Genomic DNA, 15,394 nt, shown 5'->3' with positions numbered 1-15,394 from the left:
CGCCTACGCCCGCTGCCCCACGCTTTCGGCCGCCTTGCCGAAGCAGAGAAGCGATAGGGAAAGGGTATAATGGTAGAAATCAATGGGATGGATGGGCAGGTTCTCCAGTTTGACCAGCCGGGTGGCCAGCGCAAGAATCATGACGGCAAAGACGATCCAGGAGGAACGGGGGTCCCGGCGCAGAACGCCGAGGAAAGCGATCAGGAGAATGACGACCATCGCCAGCGAAGATACTACCGTATCGAAGGCCGTGATCCGGGGATTGAGCAGGATCACGAACAGGGCCAGCCCCAGAGCGACCGTGACCATGAAACCGGTACGTGAAATCTTCTGGCGCATGACCAGGCCCCAGACGCCCACCACCACACAGACCACCCCCAGCGTACCGGCCAGGATTTCGAGGGAACGGTGCAGGGGCCGGACGGCTTCGATACCCGCAAACTTCAGCACCCCCACCAGCGCCGTCACCGAGATTGTCAGAAGGAAAAACCCCCACAGCAAGCGATTATACCAACTCAGGCCCTGAAAATACCGCCAAAACACCCAGACACCCGTGAAGGCAAGCACGGCATCCGACACCATATTTGATACATTCATACTGGAAATAACAATTTTTCGGAGGAAAAGGCAAGATAAACGCCGGTTTCAAACCACCCGGCCGACCCCTCGGCCGGAGCGTCAGGAATGGGCCTATTTTGTTCTTTAGCCATTTCGCTCTACTTTTGCGCCGGTCCAAACGAATATTCTTTCAAACGCATAGCAGCACAGCTTTACAATCATCATGAGCGTATTAGTAAACAAGAATTCCAAAGTCATCGTACAGGGCTTCACGGGGTCGGAGGGTACCTTCCACGCCCAGCAAATGATTGAGTACGGCACGAATGTCGTGGGCGGTGTTACCCCGGGAAAAGGCGGTCAGTCCCACCTCGACCGGCCGGTATTCAATACGGTGAAAGAGGCTGTCGAACAGGCCGGTGCCGACGTTTCGATCATTTTCGTGCCGCCCGCTTTTGCCTCTGATGCGATTATGGAAGCTGCCGACGCCGGGATCAAAGTGATTATCTGCATCACCGAAGGCATCCCGACCAAGGACATGATGGTTGCGAAAGAATATATTTCCGGAAAGGACGTCCGGCTGATCGGTCCCAACTGCCCAGGGGTCATGACCGCCGAAGAATGCAAGGTCGGGATCATGCCCGGTTTCATCTTCAAAAAGGGAACCATCGGCATCGTTTCCAAGTCCGGTACGCTGACCTACGAAGCCGTCGATCAGCTGTCTAAAGTGGGCCTTGGACAGACTACCGCCATCGGTATCGGCGGGGACCCGATCATCGGGACGACCACCAAAGAGGCCGTCGAACTGCTGATGAACGACCCCGAAACCGAAGCCATCGTCATGATCGGTGAGATCGGCGGGGGCATGGAAGCCGAGGCCGCCCGCTGGGTGAAGGCCGACGGTAACCGCAAGCCCGTCGTCGGTTTCATTGCCGGCCAGACGGCCCCGAAAGGCCGCCGGATGGGCCATGCGGGCGCCATCATCGGGGGCGCCGACGACACGGCGGCCGCCAAGATGCGGATCATGGCCGAATGCGGGATTCACGTGGTCGAGTCGCCGGCACTGATCGGTGAGACGATGCTGAAGGCATTGGGTAGAAACTGAACGAATTGATTAGAATGATAAGGCTGAAAGGCCGGAAGGCTGTCGTGACCATGAAATTGTTTCCATCGAACACGCAGCCCTTCAGCCTTTCAGCCGTTTTGCGCGTCCCCGCCCTTTTCAGCCTGCTTCTGGCCCTGACCCTGCCGGCGGTCCGAAGTTCCGCCCAGGGCATCGGTCCCGACCAGCAATTCTTCCCGGTCCACGACTTCCGCAACGACTGGATGGTCTATGATGCGGCCTATAAAACCTACATTCCCTACATCGACGAACTGCACGAGTCGGTTACTTCGGTCAGCTTCTTTCTGGACGTCGAGAGCAACCGGCGCTACAGCCTGCTGATCTCGACGCGGCAGGACGGGTATCTGTTCATCGACGCGGCTCTGCGCCGGAAGCTGCCCGCCGACACCTGGCAGGTCATTAACCTCGACAGCCTCTACCGTGTCTACCGCAAGCCGGAACTCTTCATCACGCTCTATGGGAGTCCGGGGGTGGAGGATAAGATGGTGTACGTCGGCCACCGGAAAACGGCGGCCCAGAAGGCCGTGGTCACCACCAGCTCCCCGTTGACGATTCTCCCTCGCCGGCTGTCGGTTTATCCGGATTTCTTCACGCTGGTGCTGCTGTTCATTGTGGCCGTAAACGCTTTCCTGTTCAATTTCCATCACCGGGCCTTTCTGCGGTTTTTCAGCCTCACCGATCTACTGTCGGTCAACACCCGCGACGAGCTGTTTATGATCAATCGTCCGGTCAGCCGGGTGAACCTGCTCTTCGTGCTGAACCTGAGCTTTATCATCGCCTACCTGTACCTGTTCATCCAAAGTAAGAACATCGACATTTTTTCGTCCCGGGCCCTTTTTCTGAAGGGGCAGGGCTTCGGCGACCTGATCACCACCTTTTTTGAACTCAGCGGTCTGGCCTTTCTGATGTTGCTGTCGAAGTACGTGTTTCTGCTTGCCATCGGAGGGCTGTACAAACTGGAGGAGATCGTAAACCTGCACTTCTTCAAGGTCATTCAGTCGTCGCTGCTCTTCTTTTCGGCCGGGGCCGTCGGGGTGGCGACGATTGCGGCCAATGCGGCCATTACGGGTGCCTGGCAAAGCACCTGGCTGCTGATCCCGCTGGTGGGTTTCTACGTAGGGCGTCTGGCGCTGCTTTACGCGGTGATTGCAAACCGGGCCGCTATCAAAAATCTGTATTTATTTTCCTACCTTTGTATCGTTGAACTCATACCGCTGATCATCGGGATACGGTTTGCTCTGTAGCCTGCGGCACATTGTTTTAAACACCAAACGTGAGGTACATTCGATGAGTGAGATTACCGCTAAGTATGACCAGGAACGGCTGACGAAAGTTGCAAGCATCTTAGTGACTCAAGCCCGACCTGCCGACAACAACTCGCCGTATTTTGATTTTGCGGGTAAGTACAGCCTGAAAATCGAGTTCCGGCCCTTCATTGAGATTCAGGGCGTTTCATATAAAGACTTCCGGAAACAAAAGATCAATATTCTCGATCACACGGCCATCATCTTCACCAGCCGGAATGCCGTCGATCACTTCTTCCGGATCTGTCAGGAAGCCAAGCTGGAAATGCCGGCCGACATGAAGTATTTCTGCGTTACCGAACAGACGGCCAATTACCTCCAGAAATACATCGTGATCCGGAAGCGGAAAATCTTTACGGGCAACAAAACCGCAGCCGACCTGTTCGACCTGATCCGCAAACACAAGAGCGAGAAATTTCTCTTCCCCTGTTCCAATATCCGCGGCAACGACATTCCGGATTTCATGGACACCAGCGGCCTGCACCTGTCCGAAGCAGTCATGTATGAAACGGTTCCTTCCGACCTCTCCGGCCTGGACGTTACCTCTTTCGACATCATCGCCTTTTTCAGCCCGTCGGGCGTCAACTCCCTGCTGCATAACTTCCCGGATTTCAAGCAGAACGGCATCCGGATGGCCGCTTTCGGACCGACGACCGCCCGGGCCGTGACCGAAGCCGGGTTTATTCTCGATATCGAGGCTCCCCTGCCCAATGCGCCCTCGATGGCCGGGGCGCTGGAACTGTATATCAAAAAAGCCAACAATCTTTAAGAAACCGAAGTTACAAAGAGGCTGAACCCACCGTTCAGCCTCTTTTTTATACCAATAATTTTGCGAAATCTCCGTTTAATAGGTAATATGCCACAACGCTTAGGCACCGGCGAAGCCACATTTGAATCAGAAGCCTGCCCGGCCGGTCGGCCCGGAAAGGACCCGCTGAATTAACCTGAAGAAAGAATGCCCTGACTTTTTATGAATCGTAAGTTTTACGTTGCTTTGCTGGTTGTAGCCGGTATTCTGGCGGATCGGAATGTTCAGGCACAGGACATTGATCCCCAGTTCAGTATGTACATGTTTAATCCGGTGTATTACAACCCCGCAGCCGCCGGTTCCGAAGGCGTGTCGCGGTTTCAGCTGGTTCACCGGACGCAGTACATGGGTTATCAGGGAACGTTCGACGACGGCGGTGCCCCCAGCACTCAGCTTTTTTCCTTCAATATGCCCCTGAACAGCATCCGGAGCGGGGTGGGGCTGTATGCCCTCAACGAAACCTTCGGACCGCAGTCGTTTCAGGCAGTCCAGGTGGCCTACGCCTTTCGGTTGCAGCTGAAAAAAGGAACCCTGTCGATCGGTGCGGAGGGAGGCCTCCACAACCGGTCCATCAATTACGACCGGTTTCGGCCCAACGACCCGGAAGATCCTTTGATTCAGGCCGGCCGGTTCAATCAGGCCCAGCCGGATTTCAGCGCGGGGGTGTATTACAATGCCGCCAGTTACTACGTCGGAGCCAGTATGAAGCACCTCACCCAGCCGGGTTTCAAGCTGGGTTCCGAGCAGGCGCTCAACCCGCTCTACCGAACCGCTTACCTGACGGCCGGTTACCGTTACGAATGGAATTACGCCCTGGACTTCATGCCCTCGGTACTGTATAAATTCAATCCGACGAATTTCAACCTCGACGGTTCGTCGTTTGAAGTGAATGTGCTGGCCATGTACGACAAGCGGTACTGGGCCGGCATCGGCTTCCGGCAGCGGGACGCCGTAAACGCAACGCTGGGGATCAGTCTGCTGCGAAACAATGCGCTTCGTTTCGGGTATTCGATCGATCTGGTCGTAAGCAACCGAACGGCGAAAAGCCCTACCTCTCACGAGGTTTTGCTCTCGTATTCGCTGCCCGAGCCGCGCTCCGGTCGCAAGCCGATCGTCCGGTCTCCCCGTTTCCGGTACTGATGATGTAACCGCCGGAGGTAAGACTTTCTGCCGGCGGCTCAAAACCAACAAATTGGCGTAATTATTGTTAGGCTGTTTGGAGGCAAAATGATAATTTTGAAAGTCTGTCGTGCTTTGTGTTATAACTGATTGGCTATCAGTTTGTACTTTTTGTAAAACCGGGCATGTTTTGGCAATTCGTTTACACGTATACAATAATAGGCTTAATTTTCGTTCTAAGACTGGTTTGCACGAGAAACAGATTTTAACGTACCCTACAACTATGAGTAACAAGTGGTTTACCGGCAACGCAGCCCGAGGGGTGATGGTAGTGGCAACGATTCTGCTGATGCAGGGTTGCGGGTTTATCAAATCGAAGTTTGGCGGAGGAAAGGATAAGGGCCAGGACGTGGGCGTAACCAACGGGGAAGTCACCGCTGCCGGCCGGAAGGGGTGGAAACAAACCACACCGTTCGGCATGGTGCTGGTTCCGTCGGGCTCGTTCATGATGGGGCAGGCCGACGAGGATCTGGCGGCCACCCAGGTGAATATGAACCGCCGGGTGACGATCAGTTCCTTCTACATGGACGATACCGAAATCACCAATCATGAGTACCGTCAGTTCGTCAATGCCCTCCTGACCGACTCGGTCTCGGTGCTGGGCGAAGAGGAAATCATGACCAAATACTACCCTGATACGACGGTCTGGAAGCGGGATTTCACCTACCATAACGGCGACCCGATGCTGGAGTATTACTATTCGCACCCTGCCTTCGATACATACCCGGTCGTGGGCGTAAGCTGGGTGGCTGCGCAGTACTTCTGTAACTGGAGAACCAACCTCTACAACGACTATCGGACCAAGGAAGGGCAGTTCGTATCGCCCCGTTTCCGGTTGCCGTCCGAAGCGGAATGGGAATGGGCCGCCCGCGGTGGCCGCAACTCGGCCAAGTATCCCTGGGGTGGCCCGTACGTTGCCAACGGCAAGGGCTGCTACCTGGCGAACTTCAAGCCGCAGCGCGGGAACTATGATGCCGACGGCTACCCGTATACGGCTCCGGCCAACGCCTACAATCCCAACGAATACGGTCTCTACAACATGGCCGGTAACGCAGCCGAATGGACCCGCGACGCCTATGCCGAAAACGCATCCGCCATCGTCTGGGATATGAACCCCGACAACCAGAATGCCGACGAACCCCGGAAAGTCGTTCGTGGCGGTTCGTGGAAAGATATCTCGTACTACCTTGAAACCGGTACCCGGTATTATGAACTCGAAAATGAAAAACGTTCGTATATCGGTTTCCGCTGTGTGATGGACAACCTGATGGGTCGGACGGCTTCCAAAGGCGCTCGTGTGACTGCCGGCCGGTAATTCCTACACTTAATACATACTACCTTTTTATTAATTATTTGAATTGATCATGGCAAAAAAGAACGGTAACGGTTCAAACTTTTTCTTTGATAAGGTTCTTCCGACTGCCTATAGTGCAGGAGCAGCGGTCGTCGTTTTGGGTGCACTTTTTAAGATTCAACACTGGGAAGGAGGAGGACAGATGCTGACCATCGGTCTGACCGTAGAAGCCGTCATCTTCGCCCTGTACGCATTGCAGACGTTTGCCCAGCCCGCCCAGCGCGAACCGGACTGGAGCCGGGTGTATCCCGAACTGGCCGACGACTATGAAGGCGAACTGCCGCAGCGCCGTCCGGCATTGCAGAGCAACGGTCTGACGGCCAACATGGACAAGATGCTGGCCGATGCTAAAGTAACGCCCGATATTTTTGAGCGGCTCGGAACCGGCCTGCGCAGCTTCACCGATACGGTCGGGAAAATGCGCGACGTTTCAGACGCTACCATCGCAACCAACGAATATACGCAGAACGTCCGCCAGGCGGCCGGTGCCATCAATGAGATGAACAAATCCTACGGGGTGGCCGTCACTTCCATGAACGCAATGGCCGACGCCACGCAGGATGCGAAGGAATATCGCACCCAGTTTCAGAAGATTACCCAGAGCATGGGGGCCCTGAACGCCGTTTATGAACTCGAGCTGCAGGATACCAATAAGCACCTGAAAGCCATGAACGCTTTCTATGCCAACCTGACCAGCGCCATGGAAAACATGACGGAAGCCAGCCGGGATACCCAGCAGTTCAAAAACGAGATGTCCAAGCTGACCACCAACCTCGCTTCGCTGAACAATATCTATGGCAGCATGCTGACCGCCATGCGGGGCAACGGTAACGGTAAATAAGACGATATTCGTTTCGGTTTAAGGTTAACCCGGGGTCAACGTTCGATCCGGAGCGTTAACCTTAAACGTTAAACACCAGACCTAACATAGTACCATTCCAAGTTACATTACCATACAATAATGGCAGGCGCAAAAGAGACACCCCGTCAGAAAATGATCGGGATGATGTATCTGGTATTGACCGCAATGCTGGCTTTACAAGTCAGCTCGGCCTTGCTGGAGAAATTTATCCTGCTGAACAGTAGCCTTGAAACCTCTACTGGTTCGGCGAACCGCATTAACCAGGCAACCTTCGAATCCATTAAGACTACCGTTGAAAAATCAGGAAACCGGGCCGCCGACCTCGCCGTCGTAAAGCAGGCGGAAGAAGTTCGTACCCTGACGTCTTCCATTATCACGGAACTCGATGCCGTAAAGCAGCAGCTGATCAATGAAGCCGGCGGTGGCGTGGATGAGCAGGGAAATATCAAAAATCCCAGTGAAGAAGACAAAGTCGGCATTCTGATGATCGGAGGCAAGAAAAACGGAAAAGCCTACGATCTGCAGCAGAAAATGAACCGGTATGTCGAGCAGCTTTCCAGGTATTCCACCGCCAAATATACCCCGCTGGCCGTCGACGCGAAAGACGATCCGATTGCCAGCCGTTCGAAGGAACAGCAGAACAAGGACTTCGCCGAACTGAACTTCGAGCAAACCCCGGTGCCGGCCGCTCTGGCGGTTCTAAGCCAGAAGCAGTCGGAGATTCGACGGATGGAAGGAGAAGTGCTCGATAATCTGGCCAGTAAGGTCGGTGCGCAGGACATCAAGTTCGACAAGATTCTGGCGATGCTCAGCATGGAGTCGAAAGTGGTGGTTGCCGGTACGAAATTTAAAGGTGAAATGTTCCTGGCCGCTTCCTCCAGCGGAATCACGCCCCGGATGAGCCTGAACGGCGCTCCGGTGCGGGTCGACGGTGGTCGCGGGGTCATCGAGTTTACGGCGCAGGGTGGAGCTTATGACAAGAACGGTCTGGCCAAACGGGCGCTGACCGGCGCCATCAGCTTCAAAACGCCCAGCGGCCGCGACACGACGGTTCGTTTCAGCCAAGAGTATTTTGTGGCTAAACCGTCTTACGAAATTGAAACGGCTACCCTGCCGCCCCTGTACCTCGGCTGTGCGAACAAGCTGAGCATTCAGAGCCCGCAGCTGGGTGCCCTCTGGAATCCTTCGTTCTCGGCGAACGGGGCCGCTGTCCTTACCAGCGGTGAGCGCGGTAAAATCACCATCGTCCCCAGTTCGGCCAGCGTCAGCCTGAACGTAAGCAACGCAGGCAGTGTTCTGGGTACGGAGAACTTCCGGGTTAACCGGGTGCCGCGTCCGACCCTGAAGGTTTTTGCCGGTGGAGCCGAAATCGACGAACGTCGCGGTATGCCGATCTCCAGTGTTCGGAATGTTCAGGTTCGGGCCATTCCGGATGAAAGCTTCAAGAACTTCATGCCGGAGGACGCCAAGTTCCGGGTTTCCGGATTTACGGTATCGCTGGCACAGGGTAGCCGCCGGATTGCCGGTCCGGTTACGCTGGGACCGAACGGTGGAAACATCGGTTCGCTGGTTTCCGAAGCGCAGCCGGGTATGCGGTATGTCATCGAAGTAGACGGCGTTCAGCGTCAGAACTTCCGGGGTGAAGTGAGCGATGTGCCCGTGACCCAAAAATATTTTACGATACCGTTGTATTAATCGTATCAATAGGTAATCGCAATTCGTTATTGTGAAGAGAAAAACGCAAAAGCACAAGGTCATGAAACAGGTGGGAAGCGTAGCTTTGGCTGCTATACTGGCAGCAATGGCAGGTGGGGCGGCTCAGGCGCAGGAAAAGGAGAACAGCAAGGCCAATCCGCTGTCGGTTCGCGAGATCAATGAGAACGACATCATGATGAAGAAAACATTGTGGCGTCGGGTCGATCTGAACGAGAAGCAGAACCAGGCCATGTTTTCGAAAAACAATCAGATTACCAAATATCTGCTTGATGCGGTGAAAGCCGGCGTTCTGACCGCCTATCCGAATGATTCGGTAAACACGCCGATGGCCATCGAAAAATTTGCCGAAAAGCTGGCTCCGCCCGAGCAGGGAACTACCCTGACGGCCGAAGAAAAAGCGGCCGGTTTCGGTGACGAAACCAAGACGGCTACCGACGGCTGGGGCGATGCGCCGAAAGACAAAAAAGCGGCTGCCAAGAAACCGGCCGACGACGGCTGGGGCGCTCCGGCACCGAAAAATGCCGCCAAGGCACAACCGGCCGACGACGGCTGGGGAACCCCGGCTCCGAAGAAGAAAACCGCAACCGCCAAAAATGCGAAAGGTAAGAAAGGGGCCAAAACGACCCCGGCTCCCGAACCGCCTAAGGTAGATACGACGGCGGTGGCAGCCACGACCTCGCCTTTCAATGGGAACGAGCGTCTTGCCGACGAATTCAGCGTACTCGACATCAAGGAAGACTGGGTGTTCGACCGCAAACGTTCACGGCTGTACTACGACATTCAGACCGTAGGCATCGTGATCCCGGCCGACAAGAACCCGTCCGGTCTGGAAGTTCCGGTGGCTTACTTTAAGTATAAAGATCTGGATAAGCTGTTCCGCAGCGACCCGAAGAAATTTATCTGGTACAACGCCCAGAACCAGGCGCAGCATAAAAACCTGGCCGACGCCTTCGACCTGCGGTTGTTCTACGGAAGAATCTATAAAGTCTCCAACCCGAAAGACCGCGATCTGATCGGTCTGTACGGCAGCGAGCGCGAAGGTCTGATGAAATCGTATCAGACGGAGCAGGAACTGATGGAAGCCGAACACGGTCTCTGGGAATATTAATCCAGGGATGATAAACATAAAAACCCGCTGAAGGTCTTTCAGCGGGTTTTGCTTTTTTAGTATTGCCGGGCCCTATTGCTCGATCGTTTCGAAGTACTGTTTGATTTTCTGCGCCTTATCACTGCCGACGACGGTAGCTACATCCTCGATGGGCGCTTCCTTGATCTTTTTGACGCCCTTGAAATACTTCAGCAGCTTGGCCGCCGTCTTTTTGCCGATGCCTTCGATGTTCTCCAGCTCACTAATCAGGCTGTTCCGGCTCCGCTTGTCGCGGTGGTAGGTAATGGCAAACCGGTGCGCTTCATCACGAATGCGCTGGATCAGCTTCAGGGATTCTGATTTTTTATCGATATACAGCGGCAGACTGTCTTCCGGGAAGTAGATCTCCTCCAGCCGTTTGGCGATACCGATGATCGGCACCTTCCCATACAGATCGAGCGCCTTCAGCGCGTCGCAGGCCGCGCTCAGTTGCCCTTTCCCCCCGTCGATGACAATCAGGTCCGGAAGGCCGGTCTGCTCGTCGAGAACCCGGGAATACCGGCGCGTCACCACCTCATGCATGGACGCGAAGTCGTTCGGACCGACGACGGTTTTAATGGAGAAATGACGGTAATCCTTCGGAGACGATTTGCCGTCGATGAAGCACACCATCGCCGAAACCGGGTTGGTGCCCTGGATATTGGAGTTATCGAAACACTCGATCCGGCGAGGCAGCGCTTTCAGCTGGAGGTCCTGCTTGAGCCGGATCAGCACCCGGTCTTTCTTGCTGGCGCTGGCCGTCGACTCGGCGGCCTGACGTTCGGCCCGTTCCCGGCGGAAGTACAGGACGTTCTTCATCGACATGTCGAGCAGTTTCTTCTTGTCGCCGATCTGCGGTACCGTAATTTCCGCCTTCAGGTCTACATCCAGCGGGATATTGGTAATAATTTCTTTCGCTTCACTGCCGTACTGGTTCCGGAACTCGACAATGATCATCGCCAGCAGATCGGCATCCGTCTCATCCAGTTTCTTCTTGATTTCGATGGTATTCGTCTGGGTGATGGTGCCGTTGACGACCTTCATGAAATTGATGTAGGCACAGGACTCGTCCGAAGCAATGGTGAACACGTCGGCATCGGCGATTTTCGGGTTGACGACCGTCGATTTGCTCTGAAAGTTTTGCAGAACGTCCAGTTTCTCCTTGTAGTACTGCGCCTGCTCAAAGGCGAGTGTATTGGCCGATTCCAGCATTCTTTCCTTAAAATAAGCCTGCGCCGGCGCCAGATTCCCTTTCAGGATCGAATGCACCTGATCAATGTCCTTTAGATAGGCGGGTTCGTCGATCAGCCCTTCGCAGGGGCCTTTGCAGTTGCCGATGTGATATTCCAGGCAGACCTTGTATTTTTTGGCACCAATGTTTTCAGGAGCCAGATTCAGGTTGCAGGTCCGAATCGTGAACAGCTGGCTGAACAGATCCAGCAGGGTATACATAGGCCTGAGCGTGGCATAGGGGCCATAAAAGGTGCCCAGCTTGCGGTCGATCCGCCGGGTAGTGATCACCCTCGGAAAATGCTCGTTCGTAACGCAGATGAACGGATAGGTTTTGTCGTCGCGCAGAAGAATATTGTAACGCGGCTGAAAACGCTTAATCAACTGGTTTTCGAGGAGCAGCGCATCGAATTCGGTATTGACGATGGTGAACTCGATTTTCCGGATCTGGCTGACCAGCCGCTGGGTTTTGCGGTCGTGCTGGTTCGACTTGACGAAATAGCTGCTGACACGGTTTTTCAGGTCTTTGGCCTTACCCACGTAGATCACTTCTCCGCCGGCATCGAAATACCGGTAAACGCCCGGTTCGTGCGGTATTTTGGCTAACTCACTTTTATAGTCAAACTCGGCCATAAAACATTGGGAAGGAATACATTGTCCGGAAAACCGGTGTTTCTATAACAACCGGATGACGTTAAAAGTTGTCCGGCGCACAGCCTCGTAAGCCGAAGAAAGGGCTTCGTCGAGCGTCTGGGGGCGGTTCAGAACGGAGAAGGCCGCCCGAAGCCCCAGGGCGGTTATTTCATCGGGTTCGGCCTCCAGCGTCCCGCAAAGGGCTACGGCCGGTATGCCTGCCTCGCTGGCGTTCAGGGCGACGCCCTTGATGAGCTTTCCCTGAAGCGTCTGCCGGTCGATTTTGCCTTCGCCCGTCAGGACCAGATCGACCCCCGTCAGACGGGCTGAAAAGCCGGTCTGTTCCATGACCAGCCGGACGCCTTCCTTTAGGGTAGCATGCAGGAAAAACAGGGCACCGGCACCCAGCCCCCCCGCGGCACCGGCTCCCGGCCGGTGAGCCAGATCGACGCCGAACTGCCGAAGGATGATGTCGGCGAAATGGCGGAGGCCCCGGTCGAGGTGTTCGACTTCTTTCGGCCCGGCCCCTTTCTGCGGGCCGTAAATGAAGGCCGCTCCGTCCGGTCCGTACAGGGGATTAGTGACGTCGCAGGCCACCTCGACGGTTGCGGCCAGCGGTTCGGCCGGGGGGAGGATGGTCCGGATCTGATGAAGATTGCCGCCATTCGGGGCGATTTCTTCGCCCCCGGAGTTCAGGAACCGCCAGCCGAGGGCCGCGGCCATACCGGTTCCGGCATCGTTGGTAGCACTTCCGCCGATTCCCAGGACGATATGGTTCGCACCCCGTAGCATGGCATCCCGGATCAACTGGCCCGTTCCGAACGTATGGGTGTTCAGCGGATCGAGTTCGGCCCTTTGCAGGAGCCGCAGGCCGGAAGCCTGAGACATTTCGATGAAGGCTGTGCGGTTGGAAAGTCCGTAGTCGGCTTCTACCGGCCTGCCGAGCGGGTCCTGAACCTGAACCCTGATCCACTGCCCGCCGGTGGCCTGGGTCAGCACCTCGGCCGTTCCCTCACCCCCGTCGGCCATCGGCAGGGCGATGATCTCCGCGTCCGGAATGGCCAGCCGGATGCCTTCGCTCATGGCATCGCAGACCTGCCGGGCGGTCAGAGAGCCTTTGAACTTATCCGGAGCCAGAAGAACCTTCATGGTCAGTTCAGGATCTCCTCCTCTTCAGATTCCACGACTTTTGGTGGAATATACCGTTGCGACGAGTCGATGTAATACCGGCCGCAGTCGAGTGACAGGTTGAAACCGTCCGGCTTCCGGAACGGCTCGCGGGGGTGCGACCGCTTCAGGGTCGGGTCGGCGTAGACTTTCTGCATATACATGGCCCAGGCCGGCATGGCAACCCGTGCGCCCTGTCCCAGCGACATATCCCGGAAGTGGATGCTTCGGTCGTCGCCCCCTACCCAAAGTCCCGAAACGAGGTTCTGGGTCATACCCATGAACCAGCCGTCGGAGTAGCTGGAAGTCGTACCGGTCTTGGCGGCAATCTCGTTTCCGCCTTCCAGCAGTTTGTACTGGGTCCGAAGCCGCTGGGAAGTGCCGTCCGGGTCCTCTACGGCCCCCCGCATCAGATACAGCATCTGATAGGCGGTGTTGGCGTTGATCACCAGCTTGTTTTCGGCAAAGAAGTCCTTCAGCAGGTTGCCGTTCTTGTCCGTAATCTTCAGGATGGTGAGCGGTTTGACCCGGTAGCCGCCGTTGGCGAAGGTGCAGTAGGCCGCCACCATCTCATACACCGAGACGTCGCTCGTACCGAGGCAGAGGGTCGGGTTTTCGGTCAGTTTACTTTCCACCCCCAGCTTCTGGGCGTATTCGATCACGGAAGCCGCTTTCGACTGTTTGATGAGGTAGGCGCTCACCGAATTGACGGAGCGGCCCAGCGCCTGCCGGAGCGACAGCTGCTGGTAACTGTAGCGGCCCGTCGAGTTCTGGGGTGTCCAGGACCTCGGCCCTCCATGATCTTCATAGGGCGCGAAGGTGACCGGCTGGTCCGTCACCCGGTCGCAGGGCGTCAGGAAGTTTTTGTCGATGGCCGTCAGGTACACGAACGGCTTGAAGGTCGATCCCGGCTGCCGTTTAGCCTGACGGACGTGGTCGAATTTCAGGTATTTGAAGTTGACCCCGCCCACCCAGGCCTTAACGTGACCGTTGCGCGGGTCCATCGACATGAACCCGACGTTCAGGAAGCGCTTGTAGTATTTGATGGAATCGAGCGGGCTCATGATCGTATCCTTCTCATTCCGACGGCCCCCATATACGAATACCTTCATTTTGACCGGTTTCCGCATTTCCTGCCAGATGGCTTTTTCGTCGTCGCCGTACTCTTTCTTCAGGGCGATGTAGCGGGGAGTCCGTTTGGCGACCCGCTCGATAAACCCCGGAATTTCGCGATAGGCCCCGCCCACCTTCTGAGTCCAGGGGTTGCGGCCCCGCCAGTGTTCGTAAAACTTGCGCTGCTGCTCCCGCATGTGCTCATAGACCGCTTCTTCGGCGGCTTTCTGCATCCGGGAGTCGATGGTCGTATAGATCTTCAATCCGCTGGTATTCAGGTCCAGTTCGTTTTCCGGATTGGAGTCGTTATAATCATCCAGCCACTTCTGGATTTCATCGCGGATGACGGAGCGGAAATAAGCCGCCGGGCCGGTATTCTGATTCTCGATATTGAAGTCCAGCCGGATGGGTTTCTGCTTGTACAGGGCAAACTGCTGATCGGTCAGAAACCCGTATTTCCGCATCTGGGAAAGCACCACGTTCCGGCGCTGGAGCGTCCGTTCCTCATAGGAGCGCGGATTGAACCGGGACGGGTTCTGGAGCATCCCGACCAGCAGGGCGCCTTCCTCGACGTTCAGCTGCCAGGGTTCCTTGTTGAAGTAGGTTTTGGCCGCCGTTTTGATCCCATACGTGTTATTCCCGAACGAAACCGTGTTCAGGTACATCATCATGATCTCCTGCTTGGTATAGTTCCGTTCGAGCCGGACGGCCAGAATCCATTCTTTCGTCTTATCGATCAGAACCCGGATATAGGGAATACCGCCAAGCAGGCCCCTGAACTTTTCGGTCCGGGTTTCGAACAGGTTCTTCGCCACCTGCTGCGTGAGCGTACTGCCCCCGCCGGAGCTGGAGCTGCCCGTCAGAATCCCGTTGACGGCCCGGAAAATGCTGCGGGCGTCGATGCCGGAGTGCTTGACGAAACGGGCATCTTCCGTCGCCAGAAGGGCCGAGATAACATTGGGAGAAACCTGCGATATTTCGATAGGCGTCCGGTTTTCGAGGTAGTACTTACCCAGCAGAACGCCGTCTTCCGTATAAATTTCCGAGGCCAGCTGGCTCTGCGGATTCTCCAGGGCTTTCAGGCTGGGCATTCCGCCGAAAAGCCAGAGAAAATTAAAACTAACCGCCAGAATATAGAGTACCAGGAGGAGTAGGCCTGCCAGGGTAAGTTTCCAGAGTCTCGCAATCAGGCGTCGGTACGTACCCGGTTGTAACTCAAACATA

The 15,394-nt window shown here is 55.7% G+C and carries 12 protein-coding genes; 8 read left to right on the top strand and 4 right to left on the bottom strand.

Going from position 1 to position 15,394, the window contains the following annotated elements:
- Positions 1 to 3: 3 nt before the first annotated feature.
- Positions 4 to 597, bottom strand: a complete 594-nt coding sequence (locus DX909_RS23590) for a DUF6962 family protein (protein ID WP_128547697.1) — start codon at positions 595 to 597, stop codon at positions 4 to 6.
- Between the two features lie 184 nt (positions 598 to 781).
- Here DX909_RS23590 and sucD point away from each other — a divergent pair, with 184 nt between their 5' ends.
- From sucD to porN, 8 genes are all read left to right on the top strand, one after another.
- The gene (gene sucD / locus DX909_RS23585; RefSeq protein ID WP_128547696.1) at positions 782 to 1,660 is read left to right on the top strand and encodes a succinate--CoA ligase subunit alpha; all 879 of its coding nucleotides are present in this window, start codon (positions 782 to 784) and stop codon (positions 1,658 to 1,660) included.
- Between the two features lie 50 nt (positions 1,661 to 1,710).
- Positions 1,711 to 2,922: a DUF4271 domain-containing protein gene (locus DX909_RS23580; protein ID WP_128547695.1), complete on the top strand. Its 1,212-nt coding sequence runs from the start codon at positions 1,711 to 1,713 to the stop codon at positions 2,920 to 2,922.
- Positions 2,923 to 2,965: 43 nt separating this feature from the next.
- Positions 2,966 to 3,751 (top strand): uroporphyrinogen-III synthase, encoded by a 786-nt coding sequence (locus tag DX909_RS23575; RefSeq protein WP_128547694.1) that lies wholly within the window; start codon positions 2,966 to 2,968, stop codon positions 3,749 to 3,751.
- A gap of 201 nt (positions 3,752 to 3,952) precedes the next feature.
- A complete protein-coding gene (locus tag DX909_RS23570; protein ID WP_128547693.1) occupies positions 3,953 to 4,930 on the top strand; it encodes a PorP/SprF family type IX secretion system membrane protein in 978 nt (325 codons plus the stop codon).
- A gap of 304 nt (positions 4,931 to 5,234) precedes the next feature.
- Positions 5,235 to 6,284 (top strand): T9SS ring complex lipoprotein PorK/GldK, encoded by a 1,050-nt coding sequence (porK, locus tag DX909_RS23565; RefSeq protein WP_374755875.1) that lies wholly within the window; start codon positions 5,235 to 5,237, stop codon positions 6,282 to 6,284.
- A gap of 49 nt (positions 6,285 to 6,333) precedes the next feature.
- On the top strand, positions 6,334 to 7,164 hold the full coding sequence (gene porL, locus DX909_RS23560; RefSeq protein ID WP_128547691.1) for a type IX secretion system motor protein PorL/GldL: 831 nt from the start codon (positions 6,334 to 6,336) through the stop codon (positions 7,162 to 7,164).
- 120 nt (positions 7,165 to 7,284) lie between these two features.
- Positions 7,285 to 8,880, top strand: coding sequence for a type IX secretion system motor protein PorM/GldM (gene porM / locus DX909_RS23555; RefSeq protein ID WP_128547690.1), 1,596 nt, complete (start codon positions 7,285 to 7,287; stop codon positions 8,878 to 8,880).
- 61 nt (positions 8,881 to 8,941) lie between these two features.
- On the top strand, positions 8,942 to 10,009 hold the full coding sequence (gene porN, locus DX909_RS23550; protein ID WP_128547689.1) for a type IX secretion system ring subunit PorN/GldN: 1,068 nt from the start codon (positions 8,942 to 8,944) through the stop codon (positions 10,007 to 10,009).
- A 72-nt stretch (positions 10,010 to 10,081) separates the two neighbouring features.
- Here the strand turns inward: porN and uvrC are convergent, their stop codons facing one another.
- The 3 genes from uvrC to DX909_RS23535 are packed head-to-tail and all read right to left on the bottom strand — an operon-like array spanning position 10,082 to position 15,393.
- Positions 10,082 to 11,890, bottom strand: a complete 1,809-nt coding sequence (uvrC, locus tag DX909_RS23545; protein ID WP_128547688.1) for an excinuclease ABC subunit UvrC — start codon at positions 11,888 to 11,890, stop codon at positions 10,082 to 10,084.
- A gap of 42 nt (positions 11,891 to 11,932) precedes the next feature.
- Positions 11,933 to 13,039: a glycerate kinase gene (locus DX909_RS23540; protein ID WP_128547687.1), complete on the bottom strand. Its 1,107-nt coding sequence runs from the start codon at positions 13,037 to 13,039 to the stop codon at positions 11,933 to 11,935.
- A 2-nt stretch (positions 13,040 to 13,041) separates the two neighbouring features.
- Positions 13,042 to 15,393, bottom strand: coding sequence for a penicillin-binding protein 1A (locus DX909_RS23535; protein WP_128547686.1), 2,352 nt, complete (start codon positions 15,391 to 15,393; stop codon positions 13,042 to 13,044).
- Between the last annotated feature and the right edge of the window lies 1 nt (position 15,394).

The organism is Larkinella soli, assembly GCF_003703975.1.
GTDB lineage: Bacteria > Bacteroidota > Bacteroidia > Cytophagales > Spirosomataceae > Larkinella > Larkinella soli.
This window is presented reverse-complemented; position numbering and strand designations above follow the sequence as displayed.

Coding starts and splice junctions, on each gene's coding strand:
- DX909_RS23570 (WP_128547693.1), top strand. CDS start 3,953: ATGAATCGTAAGTTTTACGTTGCTTTGCTGGTTGTAGCCGGTATTCTG.
- DX909_RS23535 (WP_128547686.1), bottom strand. CDS start 15,393: ATGTTTGAGTTACAACCGGGTACGTACCGACGCCTGATTGCGAGACTC.
- DX909_RS23580 (WP_128547695.1), top strand. CDS start 1,711: ATGAAATTGTTTCCATCGAACACGCAGCCCTTCAGCCTTTCAGCCGTT.
- porL (WP_128547691.1), top strand. CDS start 6,334: ATGGCAAAAAAGAACGGTAACGGTTCAAACTTTTTCTTTGATAAGGTT.
- porK (WP_374755875.1), top strand. CDS start 5,235: ATGGTAGTGGCAACGATTCTGCTGATGCAGGGTTGCGGGTTTATCAAA.
- DX909_RS23575 (WP_128547694.1), top strand. CDS start 2,966: ATGAGTGAGATTACCGCTAAGTATGACCAGGAACGGCTGACGAAAGTT.
- sucD (WP_128547696.1), top strand. CDS start 782: ATGAGCGTATTAGTAAACAAGAATTCCAAAGTCATCGTACAGGGCTTC.
- DX909_RS23540 (WP_128547687.1), bottom strand. CDS start 13,039: ATGAAGGTTCTTCTGGCTCCGGATAAGTTCAAAGGCTCTCTGACCGCC.
- uvrC (WP_128547688.1), bottom strand. CDS start 11,890: ATGGCCGAGTTTGACTATAAAAGTGAGTTAGCCAAAATACCGCACGAA.
- DX909_RS23590 (WP_128547697.1), bottom strand. CDS start 597: ATGAATGTATCAAATATGGTGTCGGATGCCGTGCTTGCCTTCACGGGT.
- porN (WP_128547689.1), top strand. CDS start 8,942: ATGAAACAGGTGGGAAGCGTAGCTTTGGCTGCTATACTGGCAGCAATG.
- porM (WP_128547690.1), top strand. CDS start 7,285: ATGGCAGGCGCAAAAGAGACACCCCGTCAGAAAATGATCGGGATGATG.